Raw genomic sequence first — 16,801 nt, forward strand, 5'->3', positions numbered from 1 at the left:
GATCATGAATCAAAATGCAGTCATTGTTTTTCAGAAAAACCCAGAATTAGGCAAGGTCAAAACCAGACTGGCCGCTGCGCTTGGTGACCAGCAAGCTCTTGATATATACAAGTATCTGATAGACAGCACTTATTCACAATTATCAGGGATATCAGATGCTGATATTTTTGTTTACTTCTCCGAATGCTCTTCAAAATCATCTTTGAAAATCCCACATCAAACAGCTGTGCAAAGTGGTGTTGATTTGGGGGAAAGGATGAAAAGTGCTTTTGAGGAAGTATTTGCATTAGGATACAAAAGAGTAATTTTAATCGGCACCGATTGTCCTGATATCGAAACCAACATCATGAACCAAGCTTTAGAAGAACTACTGAGCAAGGATGCTGTATTTGGTCCTGCCCTGGATGGCGGTTACTACCTTATCGGACTAAAAGAGGTTTACAGAGAAATCTTTGAAAATATCCCCTGGAGCACGGATAAAGTCCTCCAAATGACCGAAATACAATTGCAAAAAAGAAACCTGACCTATTCCCTATTGAAGCCCCTAAGAGATATTGACACGCCTGAGGACTGGGAAACTTACCTTTCTACGAAAGTAAGAATAACACATCATAATAAATAAATCATCTGATGGTCCAACTATTCATCAGAAAAATTCATTAACAATGGAAAAATATTTAAAAGCCACCGCAAATGTTTATAGAGATGCTGCCCTAAAACCTGATGTAGGGCTTTGCTGTACCACCACACCCATATGGCAATTACCCGGATTATCCATTCCTAAAATCATGCAGGAAATGAATTATGGATGTGGTAGCACAGTTCACCCTAGAGACCTGAGTAATGACCCAAATATTTTATATGTAGGTGTGGGAGGAGGCATGGAGGTGTTGCAGTTTGCCTATTTTTCAAGAAAGGCAAATGGGGTAATCGGAATCGATATTGTGGATGAAATGCTGGAAGCGTGCCAAAAAAACCTGCTTGAGGCAGAAAAACAAAATGATTGGTTTGATGCCAAATTTGTTTCTCTGAGAAAAGGAACTGCCTTGAGTCTACCCGTAGAAGATAACTCCATCGATGTAGCAGCTCAAAACTGTCTGTTCAATATCTTCACCAAGGACGATTTGAAAATGGCCTTGGATGAAATGTACCGTGTCCTAAAGCCACACGGTAAACTGGTGCTAAGTGATCCAATCACAGAAAATGAAATGCCTGCATCACTGAGAAACGATGAACGTCTTAGAGCACTTTGCCTTAGCGGATCTTTACCCCTACAAGAGTACCTGGACATGATCGCAAATGCTGGTTTTGGGACTATTGAGGTAAGGGCTAAAAGACCCTACAGGATCCTGGATCCAAAACATTACGATACTCCCCAATTGATCATGTTGGAGAGTGTAGAAGTATGTGCCATAAAAGACCCTATGCCCGAGGATGGACCTTGTATTTTCACCGGAAAATCAGCTATCTATTTTGGAGATGAGGAATACTTTGATGACCAAAAAGGGCATATTCTCATGAACAATCAACCTTTGGCAATTTGTGATAAAACTGCCGACATTTTAGGTAATATGGGAAGACAGGATATTTATATCAGCGAATCGACATTCTTTTATGATGGGGGTGGCTGTTGTTAACCCTTCCAACATTTTGAAAAGAGAATTCGCGGATATTTTTTAAAGATAACAAATACCCATCAGCAGTTTAAACTTGAAAAACACTGTTGATGGGTAGTTATTTAGCTAATTTCTTTCTTAAAAAAGTGTAAATTCTAAAAAACCCGAAAATAAATTCTAGCTCAAGCAACGTGCTGCTCTTTTTTTCCGTCTTCAGGTTAATCAATCTTTTTTAAAACAATCGGACATGAGCAATATCAACAAAAAGAAGAAAGCCATTGACATCTTCCGGTCATATGGCATTCCTTTGACCGGCAAAAGAAAAACAGCTAATTTTTTCCATGAACTTCATATGGACAAGATCTTCGTGGATGGGCTGATATTTGAGCTGGAACTAGAACTTGAAAAAATAATTGAATCTGAAAAACTGCATAAGTTAGAAAGTCCATCAATGGTTCTTGAAGAATTATTTGCTGCTGTTTGATTAGTGAAAACTTATTAAGTCTTCCTTCCTACTGCCTGACTGCTTATCAGGTTATCAGAAAATATTTCCAGGTTTATTGGCCCATTTTTTTGGAATTAAAGCTCCATACTTATTAATTTCGAACACTTAATCGGGGTGTGGCGCAGTCCGGTAGCGTACACGTCTGGGGGGCGTGTGGTCGCAGGTTCAAATCCTGTCACCCCGACAGAGAGGGAGTTCAACTCCCTTTAAAAGCCTGTAAATCGTATGATTTACAGGCTTTTCTGTTTTTTCGATATCAATGTAATACAAGCAATTTCAAGAAAAATGAGAACTGAACGGTGAACCAAATTAGTAATTATATTTGGGTCACCAGAAAGGAGTTAATTAACTGTTAATCAGATGGTTGATTAATTCATTTTGACCTGTTTTGGTTTTGTTTGAGTGACCTTTTTGGAGCAGGTCACCACGAACAATAACAAATGGTTTTAAAAACTCAAAAATGAAATTGCCATGAGAACGACAAACACTTTTGGAATCCAGTTCATTATCCGTGTGAACAAAGCAAAAAACGGTAAAGCTCCAATTTATGCCCGGATCACTGTGGACGGGGAAAGAAAGGAAATATCCTTAAAGAGGTATATTAAACCTGCCGACTGGAACAGTAAAAAGGGAATGGCCAGAGGGAGCCGGGAAGAAATCAAATCTCTCAATCACTATCTTGAAGAGGTAAACGCCAGACTAGTTGAATGTTACCAAGAAATGCAAATCCAGAAACGGTTGATTACGGCAGAAGGGATTAAATGTATGTTTCTGGGAACAGGTGACAAAGAGCATACCCTTACCAAACTGATGGAATACCATAATACTAGATTTAAGGATACGTTGGCTTGGGGAACCATGAAGAATTACCATACCACACAGAAGTATGTGGTTAAATTCATGAAAGAGCGCCACGGAACATCTGATATGTACCTTTCCGAACTCCGGTACAAGTTTATAACAGACCTTGAGTTTTACCTTCTGAACTATGTACCCAAAGACCACCAGAGACCCTTAACCAACAACGGGATCATGAAGCATTTGGAACGTCTGAAAAAAATGATAGCCTTGGCTGTCAAAATGGAGTGGCTGGATAAAGATCCTTTTAGCAGGTACAAACTCAAATTTCACAAGGTAGACAGGGGATATTTGGAAGCGAATGAGCTTGATGCAATCGAAAGAAAAGAGTTTTCCATCGTCCGTTTGCAATGGGTCAGGGATTTATTTGTGTTCAGTTGCTATACTGGACTGGCCTATGTTGACACGATGAACCTGACTCCTGATAATGTTTCAATAGGAATTGATGGAGAATACTGGATCTCCACATGCAGGCAAAAAACGGACAAACCGGTAAGGGTTCCCATCCTCCCCAAAGCATGGGAGATTATTGAAAAATACCGCAGCCATCCAAGGTCGATTGAAAAGGGCACACTGTTTCCCGTGATAAGTAACCAAAAGCTGAACAGTTACCTGAAGGAGATAGCGGATTTGTGCGGGATCAACAAGAACCTGACTTTCCATTTGGCAAGACATACCTTTGCTACCACGGTAACTTTGTTGAATGGTGTTCCCATAGAAACGGTAAGCAAAATGCTTGGCCACACCAAAATTGCCACAACCCAGATTTATGCAAGGGTTGTTGAGCAAAAGGTCAGTGAGGACATGAAGTCCTTAAAAGAAACACTTGGTCAAAAGAAAAATTTGCCGACCGGCCTCAATTCGGCCAATGGTTGAGCATTGCTTATATAGTATTCAAAAGCCTGTGATCAATATTTGAGGTTACAGGCTTTTTTCCCACTTCCAAATCAGGGTGTGAAAAATTTCCTTGCTTTGAAAATACTTTTGGAGGCTCAACCAAACAGTAAAATCATGGCTGTAGAGATTATCACCCGGGAAGACTTAGACAGATTCAGGAAAGACCTATTGGAGGACATCAAAAGGCTGCTAAAGAGCAATTCCGGGCAACCTACCAAGAAATGGCTCAAATCATTTGAGGTCAGGAAGCTGTTGGGGATATCTCCCGGTACTTTACAAAACCTGCGGGTAAACGGAACCTTGCCTTACACTAAAGTAGGGGGAGTACTCTATTATGACCAGGATGATATTCAAAAGATGCTACAGGCCAATAAATTTCAGAACCGGGTTTTTCAAGATTCTTGATTTCCTTTAGCAATTCCCCTTCTATAGAAAATGCAATAGGATGAATAGACCAAAAGGTGTTAATGAGGGATTTGGCATGGAGATTCCACCACTTCTTGAACATGTCAAAATCTATTTTTTACAAAAGGAACTATCCCTGGAAGAAGCGGAGATTTTCTTTCACCACCATGAGAACATCAAATGGAACACGAAAAAAGGGGTACCTATTAAGAACTGGAAAGCTTATGCTAATGAGTGGATATGGAATCTTTCGCAATGATGCTAATTTCTCAGAAGAGGTAAAGGCCTGTCTTTTCTTATTCTGATTGAGCATTTGCATTTTCTTCGATATCCATTTGCTCAAATGCAGCTTGCGCCAAAATATTGATAAAATCCAAAACAAATTTTGCCTGTTCGTCATCAACATCCAGTCCATTCTTTCTGCAAACTTTTTTGACTTCTTCCGGTCTAATGTCCCATCTATTATTGTACGCCATATTCAATTTTTTTTAAGAAGGATGTCGAATCACTTATATGTTTTCAGGAGTACTTTATCTACCATGATCAATAAGTTTCCGGGTTTATAGCACCTCAAATCTTGGCGTGTAATCCCCAGCCTGTTTTCAACCCTTACAATAGCATAGTCAGGCCTCTCCTATTTTTGGATCAGGTCAGGGGCGCTGGGCTTATCTTTCACCCGGTAAATAGTCCATAGCTCTTTTACCAAAGTTTAAAAAAAGAGTTTTAGCACCTTATAAAACGCGGGTCAATATCTGCCGGAATGGCAGGCCATTCAAGCGCTAAAAGACAAATTCACCATAACTTCAGCCGGCCATCTGAAATCATCATTAATTTCCACAGTAATCTCTCCACTTGTGTTCAAAAGATACCCCTATTCATCCTTTTGTGATAATGGAGGTATACGCTTAAACCAATCCATCATATTGGATTGTAGTCGGATTCTTTCATCTATTGTATTAAGGTGCAATCTTCCGTTTGGCAATAATTTCACTTTCTTCAAATGCTGACCAGTTGACCATACCTTATTTTGAATTAAATCATCATCTTTTGAATCGAAGACTCTTAGCATATCTTCATATAAAAGCGAGATATTCTGCTCAAATTCTTTGCGGGTAGAAGGGGTTGGCATGCCATATTTAGGTTTCTTCATTTTTTACATTATTGAAGTTTTTCATTCCTGTCATCATGGTTGTGGCCCTCACAAGTTCATTAATGGTGGATAAATTAATCCTAGCATTTGGCAGAACTCTGACTTTCATTAAACTTTCAATACCCTTTCTGGATTGCTCAGAAAAGACCAATCTTCCATTTCTAGCAAGTTCAGCTGTAGTATTCAAATTTCGTTCAAATTCCTTTCTGCTTTTTATATAATATCCTCTGGGTTCAAACATTTTTAAATAGGGTTAATCGCTTCATAAATCTGATCTATGTTGTTTTTTGCCACACGAGGCATTATTGACTGATTCAAAGCACATCTTACTAATTCATAATAGTTTCCTTCGTAAGTAAATTGAGCTTCTTGAAAGCTCCTCCTTATGTACTTATCCGCTTTTAATATATCCTGCCAGGGCATTGACTCACAAGCTTTCTCTACTTTGGTCAAAATGCTTTCACAAAATTCCCTATCCAGGATTTTCAGGTCATTTAATTCATCAATTTCTTCCTGAATAGGTGTCAACATTTCCTCATCGAATGCTACCTCACTGTTTCCAACAATGGACTCAGGCAAGGCTTTGTTTAGTTTTTCCATTAGATAATTATAGCCTGATACACTCAGTAATTTTCCCATTTCAAGGTAGTGCTTAAATATTGTAAGGTGTTTTACTTCAGCTATGGCGCTTATCTGGTCAGGGTTCTCTTCCAATCTCATTCGAAGTTTGTCCGGTGAACTTTGGACAATATTGAATAGAAGCACAGCACTTTTTTCGGGTAAAGCCGATGGTTTTTTTGAAATACTCTCCTCCACCAACAGGTTGATTATATCATCTGATATACAGCTACTTAAGAACATCAAGGCTTTAGAAGCACCGTTGTTAATCCAATCCAATGGGTGATTAAGTAACCAAATGATAAACCTGATTACTTGATGGTTGGTGGAAGCCACATCCTCATATGACTTGACCCAATCGTATTTTTGAAAAACAAAATCCTCCGGTCGAATAAGCAACTCAAAATGATCTGCAATGTCTTCATATACCTTGTCAATCTGATCCTGGGTCATCTTGCCATCTAGGAACCATAGAAGTTCATCCACAACTGTCCAGGCTTCTACACTCATATTTTGAACGGAGGAGGCCAGTTTTTCTACTACCTCTTCCGTGTTTTCTAACAAAGCTTTCAGGTTTTCCTTGGCTTTTTTGTGTGACCCGGACCAATTTCCATACCAAATGCTAATACGTTCTTTGGCAAATGCCTCAGTACCTTGTTGGATTAATTTATCCCTTGATGCTCTTTTGGGACTACTTTCACACAGTTCATTGAATTCATCAAAGCTGTTGGTTCTTTGATCTCCTGCTTTTTCAATATCAGGCTCGGTCTCTTCATTTTTATCTGGGAGCTCCCAGCTTTTTTTGGCTATTACAGCCTTCTTTAACTCATTATATATGTTGCTTTTCAAATTTAAGATCAACAGATTAACATACTGCGCCCTTTCATCCTTCATCTCGTCTGCTTCAATGATATCAAAAATCAAATCGAAAATCTGTAATCGGTGATGGCTATCATCAATATCGTTTAAAGCTTCTGCCATGTGTTTGGCGAAATCATCCACATACCTAAAGACATCATCGTTTACTGTGAAGATGCTACATAGGCTAGCCTTGATATAGGGTGACAAGTCATTACATTCTTCAAGTATTTTTAAAACTGAATTCTGAATAGTTATATTTCTTGCTCCCAGAGCATAGCCATTCCCCAAAGATTTGGCATCCACAGTAAAATATTCAGCATTCTGAATAACAACATCGGCAGGAGGAACGGTTTCAAATTTCAGATATTCAATGGCCTTGTCAAGGTTGCCTTTGGCAATTAAATCACCAATAAAACTTTCTTTCTCATAGCGAATGGATCGCTGAAAGGTCATCTCACCGGAGGCATAATCTAATAAGGAAGCAAACTTCCAAGAATAATTAGAAGAACTGCTTTGATCAGACTTCAATCTCAAAGTGGCATTGAGTAGTTGCAATTGCGACTCTTTATACCAGGATGGCCCCATTGAAGTCTTGAGCATCTCCTGAAAAGCTGACCTCGCCCGTTCTTTTTTATTCATTAAACCATAGAACTCTACGACCCGGATCAATCCTGGAGTTCTTTCCCATCTGTTTTGAACATGTTTTACGATGTGGTCTTCAAGTAATTCGATCAGTAAAAGTGTGTGTGAATCGGCTGCCTCATGTTTAATCACCACTTCAATGACCGAAACAAGTATTTCCCGATATCCTTCGGTAAATACACCCAACTGGTCTTTACTACCCTGTTCAATAAAACTGCTTAATGTATCAATGGATTCGCGAAAAAAGGAGACAAAGAGGCCTGCTATTTTCGTAAAAATGAAAGGAACCAAATCCTCTGGAATCAGATAACTCCTTTCCCAATGAGACCGTTCCTCCAGTTTAAGTTCATTGAGTTTTAACAAACTGCTGAGGTGCTTCAATAATTCACCATAGTCTTCTCCGAATACTTTTTTCCTGCTCAGCATCCCTTCGAGCAAACCCAGATGCTCCAATAGTTCTTTATAGTATTGCTCCCAATTGGTAAGCCTTAAATAGCGTTTAGGCAATGTTGGTAATTGATCAATTGCCGTATTATAGCCCTTACAAACAGCATTGAAATAGGAAGAGTGCATTGATTTGTAATTCAAATCAACTCCGTTATACTCTCGTATTTCAAGTATTTGGGAACCCTCTGAAAGAAGATGCTTTTCAATCAATGGCTCAATAATATCAAGTCGTTTGCTGTCACCGATAAGCGCTTTGATCAAAACAAAAGGAGTTCTGTTCTCGCTGTCATAACCATAATTGTCAATGAGCCACTCTAAATCTTCAATACTTTTAAGGTAGGAGTTGGTTTTGTCAACATAGGTTAAATTATACCGATTGAACTCTTGAAAATGTATGATAGATAGGGCAATAATTCTTGCCCATTTATCATCTATGGCAGCTCCTGAAATCTCTGATCGCTCTTTCACATTTACATACCCATCAAAAAAACGCATAGCAAAACCGTTGTGCCAGGAAGTCCCCATTTCTCTTGTGCTATACAGTGCCCGATAGACTTCCATTTCTTTATGTTTCTCGGCCAAATTCTGAAAATCCTTGAGTGAGCGAAAGGTGTGTTCAACCTCTTGCATTCCTTTTTCTCCCATAGAAAGTATGGAAAGCGTGGATGCACATATTTTTTTAAAAAAAGGGATCAGGGAAAAGCCATTTGGACTTCTAAATTCTTCCTGGATGAAGTGCCTGTACCGAGTGTTAAATGCATTTAATAATATATTTCCTTCTTCATAGGACTCATTTTCATAAAGTAACAGAAGGAAGTCAATTACCGCATCATCATCAATTAATAGATTATTACCACGAATTAAGTATTTCATAGCAGCCCCACACTCTTCGAGGGCAATCAGGGCGGCAGCCATTGGCTTGGCATTCTCGGCTAAAACATTATCGTACCTAAACTCTATACGCTGCAACAACAGGAGTAAACGGATAAGCTCATTAGCGTTCTTCTGATCCAAAACTACCTTTATCACCCTTTTTACATCCTGAACAATCAGGTCTGGATGAACATGTTGTGTAGCGCTGAAATCAATCCACTCCTGGTTGCAAAGTGCTACCGCCTGCTGTTTGTCACTACTCAAAGTCAGATGATACAATTTATTATCTACCGTGTATGGGTGATGACTTTGCTGCTCACAAAACCCGGAAATAGAGTCATTGGCCAAGGGAATAAACCCGGGTACCTGGGAAGTGATGAATTGTTTGAATGACGTATGATAGAGTTCTAAATGAGTATCTCCCTTCACTAAATAACTAATAGGCCCGAAATGTGAATAAAACCCTAGGCGATAATCATCGGGCAGCATATTGATTAGAGTTTCCTGATTAATAGTCCCTCTTAACTGAGACAGGATCAGGATAATCCAAAGTTTGCCCTCTTCCCTGAAAAACTTCTGCCAGATAACTTCATAGTACTTATTAATTTCTCCGCCAATAATCGGGGTCTCTTGTACCCAATGCTCAATTTCATCCTTATCAATCTCATTAGTTTTAAGGAAATTGATAAGGTATTGTAAGTAGAGAGGGTGCCCCTCTGATTTATGAGCTATTTGCTGTATCGCTTCCGTAGTTAGCTCCTTCCCTTGTAGCTCTTCCCTGATGTAGACTTCACATTGTCCTATATCCAAAGGAGTTACCTCAATGGTGGTTTCTTCCAATAATTTCTCCTTGACAAATTTCGGAAGAATGTCTTGTGCCGTACAAGATAAGACCAGGGACAGATTAGATGGGAGCTCGTTGGGGAAAATTCCCAGAAACGAATCTAAATCGTCTACCTCATCTAATCCATCTATAAAAAATGTATGGTTGACATCAGGATTTTGACGACACATTTGTTCTAACAAGATCGGGATTCTCTCGATCCGATCTTCAATTTTGTCCAGAACATCTACCGGCATACCCAGAACTTCCGTCACGGAATCCTCTATCCATAAGATCAGGCTTTTTCCTGAGGTCCTGCTTACTGAACCCTGCTTATCCTGCGGTACTCTGGTAAAATACCGTCCGCATACTTTGATGCCATCATTGTCTGCGTTAAATGCAGCCATCAACGTAGTTTTTCCGCTTCCTGGTGACCCGTAACATAAGAACCATCCTTTGTGATTAATCAGTTTGTTCGACAGACCTTCCATCACCGTATAGTTAGGTGTGGAAGTGTCTACTTGTTCCTTTAAGGACGGGGGTATTTTATTTAAACTCTCTTCGTCACTAACCTGAACTCCTGCTTCCAGTAACCATTCAAAAGCCTTGCTCACACTTATGGCTAAAATTGATTTGCCTTGTTGCATCAGGCTTATGCCTATAACTCTGCTATTCGAAACTACCGCTCCTCCGGAGAGACCTTCGTAATTAATGTTTTCATCAATGGTGCTATCTGTAACTGAAAAATCCCAGTGAGCATCTACTGTGATTTTGTTTATTCTTGCCTTTATATGAACGCCATGCTTATCTTCTACATAAGGAAAGCCATAGAGAACACAAGGTTGGTTGAAACTTAGTTTAGCTTTAGTAAGTGGCAGATACTTATCAACCTTCTTCTTTAGCTGAATAAGGCATAAATCTAGGTGCTTATTTTCTTTCTTAATATCATCCAGACTGTATTGTTCATCTCCTACGAGGATGCTTTCACCTCCTTCAAGACAATCCAATATTACATGCCTGGCAGTCATCAGAAGATTTTCGGCTACCAGAAAACCAGTGCCCTGATCTGTCCCACACTTAATTTGAAAAGAGGAATTTTCTAATTGTTTGGCGCTTATTATTTTTTCCATCAGAAACTTATTTCCAAAGGGCGTTCCCCATCGGCTTGAATAATTTTATAATCATACTTCTCCTTTAAGAAAGGTTCATCAAAGGCTTTGGCTTTTTCAAGAGGATAATTAAAGAAGAGCTTACGGGTGTACTCACTTTTTCTTGAAACAATATGGGCAATAGTTTCATGGTCGGGGTGGTTGTGACCCACACCATTTGTAGAAAAAACATATGACGGTGAATCAATAAGCCTATACAGTTCCGGACTGTTATTAGCCCAACTACCGTGATGAGAAGTCTTTATCAGATCGAAATTAACAGGAAAATCCTCGGGAGCGTAAAGAGATTTGAGGTTTTCTGCTACAATCCCCGGGTGTGCATCACCCATGAATAATAACTTTGTGGTTTTGTACTCAAGGATAAAAGCCATAGAACTACCATTGGCAGGAGTAGTGTCTTCCAAAAAAGGTTGATTGAGTAAGTCCTTCATGTCAGGTTTTGCTTTGGCAATTTTTCTCTCTTTGTACCTTGGTCTTTCTCGGTATTTGGCTACCATAAATTCAAATGCATCATCATAATACCCGGTTTCTGGTAATCCGTTTAAATACCCTTTTTTAATAAGTTCTTTTCGCCATGCTCTTTCTAAACCCTTTAATTTTCCGATATTCGGAGAGAGTAAAGTTAAATGAAGATCACCCGTCAGGTCAAAATGCTGCCCATTATCTGTGGCCACAGCTTTGCCATCAAGCTCGGCATTCCAGGTATATTTACCCTCCAATAATAAAGATGCGAGGGAAGAACCTTGAGAGGCACTAATGGTAGTCTCTTCACCATTAGTAACCTTTTTTAGATATGCACCTCCCTTTATCACCTCCAGCACTTTATTCTTAACTACCTCTTGCCCTTCCTTTTCAGGATGTATATGCCGGTAGGAATTGTGCCATACGTTAGCGATCTCTATAAATTTCTCTGGCTGATTCTGTTCAAAAAGTTTAATTATGCCGGAAATATGGTCCTGATCAATATGAGTTACAATTACATAGGATAAAGCTTCTCCCTTATTGGCTATGGTTTCCAAATCTTGGCGAATAAAGTTTTCGTAGGTGTTTACATATCCCCCATCAATTAGAAGATGGGTTTTTCCAAAACTCAATAAAAAGCTATCCCCATTTTGAGCAGGGTAAATTTTCAGGTTAATATCTGGCATTAGTTAATTTATGTCTAACTTTATATCATTCATTCTTTATTTTGATTTCTGCAATTCATCTTTTGGAACTTCTCATTTTATCTTATTCAGATTTTCAGCAGGTATCGTTTTAATCGAGCCACTTCAAAAATAAACATTCTCCTCTTTAATACGGTCATTTTAGCGTCAAAATCACCTAAAAAGTTTTACCTTTGTAACCCTCTGATTAAACAGTTATTGGAGTAGCTCACCATCAAAAAAACAACCCATTTCCAAATTACAGTGGGGAAAAATCCTGTGAAAGCCCTTCAATTTTGACCTGTAAGCCAAAATTGAATTGCCATGAATGGAACAAACATAATATCAGATCCGGTGGCTGGCAAAGTACGGTGCCGAAGCACCTCTTTTTTACAACGTCAAAGCCTACTTTTCCTTCAAAGGGATGTCGTCAGACTACGTAGAAATTTTCTATTCCCACTGAGGGAAGATAGCAGTTACTATAGTCATGAATTGTGGCCAAATTGTTTACTTTTGAAATATCATCAATTCGAATCAGTTATGAGTACCAAGAAACCATTGAAGGATATCGAAGAAAAAACGATGAGGAAATCATTCCGGGAATTGGAAGAACCTTGGATCAATCAAGGAAAGAAAGTCAAGAGAACGTTGAAGGTCTTTACAGGGAAGCTTTTTCAAAAGGGGTGTTTATGGTTTACCAAGATGATAGAGTCAAAAGTGAGGATCAGTTCATACGGGCGAATCCAGACGGGTCTGAGGATTTGGTAGAATTTGATGAATACAAAAGTGAATGGCATTTGGTATCCCCGCTTGTCGGATCAGGTCAGGGGCGTTGGGCTTATTTGTCTCCCCATAAATAGACCATTACTCTTTTACTTTAGTTTCAAGGAGAAGTTTCAACACCTCATAAATCACGGAAGAGACTGTTTATAAAAACTCCTATCCCATCTACACGAATGTAATAGGGAGAAGCCTTGAAAAGATTCTATATCCATTTGACGGTTTGAGAAAAAAAAGGATGAGCAGTTTTAAATAAATCTATCCTTTAATCTACAGCAAGTTCAAATGATATTTCTCGTTTATATTTGAGCATAAATTAAGCGCAATAAAAACTAAATCTGGTTTAGGATTTTTTCAGTTCAAGTGATTTAAGTTGATCAAATTAACTATTGATGCGAATCAATGAAAAGAAAAATACCGACAGCTTACACAGGCATTTGAATTCTGTAAAGGCAATATCTTATGAAAAATATATATCAGCATATAGAAGAATTAACAGTTAAACAATGGCACTACTACTATGGACTGAATGAGAATTTAGAGGCTGATAAACCCTTTATTGATAATTCTGACTATTCAAATTTCATTTTAAACTACTTCAAAAAAGGAGGGAAAGTCGAAATTTTTAAATCGTGCAAAATCAATGTAGCAGACCTAAGACTTCCCAATCATATATGCTCAGTATTTTTCTTGGGAGTATTAATGTATTATAATACTTCATTTCATAAAAAATATAAGCTAGTAAACAGCGATCCGGGATATCGCTCCTTTCCATTCATCTGGTTCTTGATTGCTCTTTTCCATGACAATGCTTATCAAATGGAAGACAAAAATGAATTGAAAAACATTTCTAATATTTCTGAACTCATTGAAAAGTTTGAAATTGAACATTCCTTATTTGATAGGAAATTCTCAAAATGTAAAGAGCTTCTTCATGTCCGGAATAATTATTTCCTGTTTCGTAAGAAAAAATGGAATGTTGTTGACCACGGAATACTTGGTGGGATGTTACTTTTTGACAGACTTATTAAAATACGACGTAGAAAAAAACAATTAAATGAAGACAATTTATTCTGGGGGAAAAGACTGGAAAATCAATATAAAACTGCTGCAAATGCTATCAGTATCCACAATATTTGGATACAGCCAGAAGATACCTGTAAACAATTTGACATGGAAGAATTAATAGGTCTTAAGCCAATTCAGTTCAGTGAATTTCCCTTATTTTATATTCTAGGTATCGTTGATACTATAGAACCATTAAAGACATATTATGATGATGGTGTTTCTGATATTGATATTTTTAAAAGTTTAGATTTTGAATTTGGAAAGAATTTTTTACGAGTTCAGGAAAACAGAAATTCTAAAGTTGACTTAAGAAAACTAGTAGACAAAACAAAGTACTTTAAGAACTGGCTAGACTTGGAAGTAAAAGTTAGTAACACTGAATTTAAACTGACCTTCAAATAAAACATCTAAATGAGAATTACTAAAAGCGGGTGTTGGCGCAATACCATTGAGCTGATGTAATTGAATATTTGTAATTCTATTGGATGAAATGCTGAAACTGATGTTTTGGCAACATTCAAACAAATACACCAAATAAAAAACAGATGACCGTAAATCTGAATGATTTTGAGCGAGAAGCCGAGTGCTTTTACAAAAATGAACGTTACTCAGTTCGGGATAACGGATCAGTATTTCGTCACTCTCGTAAAAACAGACCGTTACGTAAGTTAGACAATCAGTGGACTTTTGGAACTCCAAACAACTACGGTTATATGCTTATAGCTTCGGAAGTTGTGCATCGCATAGTAGCATACGCTTTTTTAGGAGAGCCTCCAACCGCGCAACATATTGTTGACCACATAGACACAAATCGCCAAAACAATCGCCCTGAAAACCTTCGTTGGTTAACAAAATTGGAGAATATCCTGAAGAACCCAATAACGGTAAAAAAAATAATATTCTACTGTGGTAGCATCGAAGCTTTTATCGAAGATCCATCAATATTAAAAAACTATGTAAACGAAGACCGTAATTTTGGATGGATGAGAGCTGTTACTCCAGAAGAAGCTCGAATATCTTGGGAACATTTGAGTAATTGGGCAAACAAGGAAAATGATGACACTTCTTCTAAAGGTGGTTCTTTGGGCGAATGGATATTTAAGGATAACCAAAATCCTTACTCATTTCAAGAAATTTCAGAATTTGTAACTTCCCTAACACCTAATGCGGTTCAAAAGAATTGGAAAATTCCATCCGAATTTCCTTGTTGCCCGCAGGTAGGTGCCGATAATCCAATTGATACCTATGCAGCAAATCTTAAGATTAGAGAAACATTTTCCCACAATAAATATACAAACTCAATTATTGAGAATTTTGCGGCCTCTCTAGACAAAAATACTTTGTGGATTTTATGTAAGAGCAGCGATGTGAATGCAATAAAACCTTGGTCTTTGGCACAGGTAACTTTTGAAAATGATTTGTTTGTTCATGCAAACCTTGGAAGTTTTTTCAAGAAAGACAGTGCAGAGAAACAGTTTACCCTCGCACAAGGATTGGAATGGACAGGCGATGATACTTTGGATGATTTTTCTTGAAAACTAACAATGCCTAACGCACAACATTGTAAGCGTAATGCGGGCTGAACGACTAAAATCAAACTTTAATGCTTCTAAGAAACTTTGTGGTAGGCGGGCACTAACGGACGGTTTTTTTAGGATATCATAGAAAAATCATATCTTTAACGGATGTTTTAAGTAGTTGGCATCACTGAGGCCAACTGAACTGTGGAAACCAATCTTAAATGGACAATACCATGGGTGACAGCCAGATGATTTTTGACCGGTCATTGAGGGGATTATGGACAGCAATCAAATGGATTACTTGGTTGTTGGTGTTTACACCTTTGCTTGTTGTAACGTATTGGACAATGCTGTGGCTCCTGGATGAAAGAGCCATTAAAAGCTATGAGGCATTTCAGATCATCTTTTGTGTGATTCCGGTAGTGTCGTATCTTCTTCTCTACTTTGTAAAAGGGGTAATGATTGGACTGAAGAATAGAGGTAACAAGCTATGGCTGATCATTTTTTTCATCCTCACAGCTTTTGTCAGCATCCCTTCAGGTTGGGCCGTTCTCGCTCTTGCAAGTGAAATCAAGGAAATCGAAAACCCGGATCATTATGTGGTTTGGATTATGGCAATATTCTTTGGCTATTATGTTTTCCTCCGGTATAGGTTGCTTGATGATGATGCTCCCTATCTAGTCTCCCCATTTTATAGATTGGGGAGGTTTATTACAAATACAAGGTAGGCTTTATGAGTAGGGTCTTTTTTATTCGAAATTTCTTTTTAGTACAAGAACTTTCCATTCTTCGATTAAACCATTAGTGACTGCCTCATCATAACATTTCAAAATGGCTTTTCTTAATTCCTCAGCTCCTTGACCTTGAACTGGTTTTAAATGTTTAACCCATAGCTCTAGTTCTTTTTCAGATGTCATTACCTTATCAATCCTTACCATGTCCTGTGCAATTGATAAAAGTTTTTGTGCCAGATCTTTATTAATTACTTTTTGAGGACTAATACAATTTCCAGATGGAAGTATATCCGTATAAAATGATTACTGTTTTAAATTCTCCAAAGTATCCCCATGATTACTATTTGGATCAAAAATTTTTCTGAGTTCTTCGGGTTTTCTTGCACCACTTTCAACTAAATCAGGTAGAATCCATATCAAATTTTTCGCTGTATGTCGTCTATAGTTTTTCCATTCTCTTCCTATTTCTTTGGGATCATCTGTTAAGAGCATGGCACGTATAATCGTTGACTTCCCTGATTCCTCGATGGCTAAAACAGATAGTGAAAAGCACCTTTCATACCTTTTATTCTTAAACAACAATTCAGCATCACTTAACAAGGAACTTGCATTATCATAAGCTACTTTTATCCCTTCAGCAGCAGTTTTAATATCAAGTTTCCCTTTAAATTGCTTTTGGTTCATTTTGCT

Annotated in this window: 17 protein-coding genes and 1 tRNA gene; 11 read left to right on the plus strand and 7 right to left on the minus strand. The window is 38.1% G+C overall.

The genetic code is table 11. The features are described 5' to 3' along the window. The first annotated feature begins 4 nt into the window (after positions 1–4). The 7 genes from ACFFIP_RS01665 to ACFFIP_RS01695 all read left to right on the plus strand — a co-directional run bounded on the left by ACFFIP_RS01665 (position 5) and on the right by ACFFIP_RS01695 (position 4,540). Positions 5–622: a TIGR04282 family arsenosugar biosynthesis glycosyltransferase gene (locus ACFFIP_RS01665; RefSeq protein WP_382385827.1), complete on the plus strand. Its 618-nt coding sequence runs from the start codon at positions 5–7 to the stop codon at positions 620–622. A 43-nt stretch (positions 623–665) separates the two neighbouring features. After that, positions 666–1,637, plus strand: coding sequence for an arsenosugar biosynthesis arsenite methyltransferase ArsM (gene arsM / locus ACFFIP_RS01670; protein WP_382385828.1), 972 nt, complete (start codon positions 666–668; stop codon positions 1,635–1,637). 226 nt (positions 1,638–1,863) lie between these two features. Next, positions 1,864–2,100: an acyl carrier protein gene (locus ACFFIP_RS01675; protein ID WP_382385829.1), complete on the plus strand. Its 237-nt coding sequence runs from the start codon at positions 1,864–1,866 to the stop codon at positions 2,098–2,100. Positions 2,101–2,231: 131 nt separating this feature from the next. Next, positions 2,232–2,305: transfer RNA gene (locus ACFFIP_RS01680), tRNA-Pro, on the plus strand. Positions 2,306–2,592: 287 nt separating this feature from the next. Continuing rightward, positions 2,593–3,855: a site-specific integrase gene (locus tag ACFFIP_RS01685; RefSeq protein WP_382385830.1), complete on the plus strand. Its 1,263-nt coding sequence runs from the start codon at positions 2,593–2,595 to the stop codon at positions 3,853–3,855. Positions 3,856–3,933: 78 nt separating this feature from the next. Beyond that, the gene (locus tag ACFFIP_RS01690) at positions 3,934–4,281 is read left to right on the plus strand and encodes a helix-turn-helix domain-containing protein (protein ID WP_446685323.1); all 348 of its coding nucleotides are present in this window, start codon (positions 3,934–3,936) and stop codon (positions 4,279–4,281) included. Between the two features lie 40 nt (positions 4,282–4,321). Beyond that, complete coding sequence (locus ACFFIP_RS01695) at positions 4,322–4,540, plus strand: hypothetical protein (protein WP_382385831.1); 219 nt, start codon at positions 4,322–4,324, stop codon at positions 4,538–4,540. Positions 4,541–4,577: 37 nt separating this feature from the next. Here ACFFIP_RS01695 and ACFFIP_RS01700 read toward each other — a convergent pair whose 3' ends face one another. From ACFFIP_RS01700 to avs1a, 5 genes are all read right to left on the minus strand, one after another. Continuing rightward, complete coding sequence (locus ACFFIP_RS01700; protein ID WP_377064164.1) at positions 4,578–4,757, minus strand: hypothetical protein; 180 nt, start codon at positions 4,755–4,757, stop codon at positions 4,578–4,580. A 395-nt stretch (positions 4,758–5,152) separates the two neighbouring features. Then, the gene (locus tag ACFFIP_RS01705; RefSeq protein ID WP_377064166.1) at positions 5,153–5,431 is read right to left on the minus strand and encodes a hypothetical protein; all 279 of its coding nucleotides are present in this window, start codon (positions 5,429–5,431) and stop codon (positions 5,153–5,155) included. Next, complete coding sequence (gene avs1c, locus ACFFIP_RS01710) at positions 5,418–5,672, minus strand: AVAST type 1 anti-phage system protein Avs1c (RefSeq protein ID WP_377064168.1); 255 nt, start codon at positions 5,670–5,672, stop codon at positions 5,418–5,420. Before avs1c ends, ACFFIP_RS01705 begins: the two co-directional genes overlap by 14 nt. A 2-nt stretch (positions 5,673–5,674) precedes the next feature. After that, positions 5,675–10,825 (minus strand): trypsin-like peptidase domain-containing protein, encoded by a 5,151-nt coding sequence (locus ACFFIP_RS01715; protein WP_382385832.1) that lies wholly within the window; start codon positions 10,823–10,825, stop codon positions 5,675–5,677. After that, positions 10,825–12,012, minus strand: a complete 1,188-nt coding sequence (gene avs1a, locus ACFFIP_RS01720; RefSeq protein WP_382385833.1) for an AVAST type 1 anti-phage system MBL fold metallo-hydrolase Avs1a — start codon at positions 12,010–12,012, stop codon at positions 10,825–10,827. Before avs1a ends, ACFFIP_RS01715 begins: the two co-directional genes overlap by 1 nt. Before the next feature lie 491 nt (positions 12,013–12,503). Here avs1a and ACFFIP_RS01725 point away from each other — a divergent pair, with 491 nt between their 5' ends. The 4 genes from ACFFIP_RS01725 to ACFFIP_RS01740 all read left to right on the plus strand — a co-directional run bounded on the left by ACFFIP_RS01725 (position 12,504) and on the right by ACFFIP_RS01740 (position 16,105). Further along, positions 12,504–12,869, plus strand: a complete 366-nt coding sequence (locus ACFFIP_RS01725; RefSeq protein ID WP_377064174.1) for a hypothetical protein — start codon at positions 12,504–12,506, stop codon at positions 12,867–12,869. 382 nt (positions 12,870–13,251) lie between these two features. Continuing rightward, positions 13,252–14,259 carry a hypothetical protein gene (locus ACFFIP_RS01730; protein ID WP_382385834.1) on the plus strand — a complete coding sequence of 336 codons (1,008 nt, stop codon included), beginning with the start codon at positions 13,252–13,254 and terminating at the stop codon, positions 14,257–14,259. A gap of 143 nt (positions 14,260–14,402) precedes the next feature. Next, positions 14,403–15,392 (plus strand): HNH endonuclease signature motif containing protein, encoded by a 990-nt coding sequence (locus ACFFIP_RS01735; RefSeq protein WP_382385835.1) that lies wholly within the window; start codon positions 14,403–14,405, stop codon positions 15,390–15,392. A 206-nt stretch (positions 15,393–15,598) separates the two neighbouring features. Further along, on the plus strand, positions 15,599–16,105 hold the full coding sequence (locus ACFFIP_RS01740) for a hypothetical protein (RefSeq protein ID WP_382385836.1): 507 nt from the start codon (positions 15,599–15,601) through the stop codon (positions 16,103–16,105). A 21-nt stretch (positions 16,106–16,126) separates the two neighbouring features. Here the strand turns inward: ACFFIP_RS01740 and ACFFIP_RS01745 are convergent, their stop codons facing one another. Together ACFFIP_RS01745 and ACFFIP_RS01750 are read right to left on the minus strand one after the other, a co-directional pair. Then, complete coding sequence (locus tag ACFFIP_RS01745) at positions 16,127–16,315, minus strand: hypothetical protein (protein WP_382385837.1); 189 nt, start codon at positions 16,313–16,315, stop codon at positions 16,127–16,129. 99 nt (positions 16,316–16,414) lie between these two features. Then, complete coding sequence (locus ACFFIP_RS01750) at positions 16,415–16,795, minus strand: AbiV family abortive infection protein (protein ID WP_382385838.1); 381 nt, start codon at positions 16,793–16,795, stop codon at positions 16,415–16,417. Between the last annotated feature and the right edge of the window lie 6 nt (positions 16,796–16,801).

Origin of the sequence: Fontibacter flavus, assembly GCF_042432905.1 — a bacterium.
Classification (GTDB): domain Bacteria; phylum Bacteroidota; class Bacteroidia; order Cytophagales; family Cyclobacteriaceae; genus Fontibacter; species Fontibacter flavus.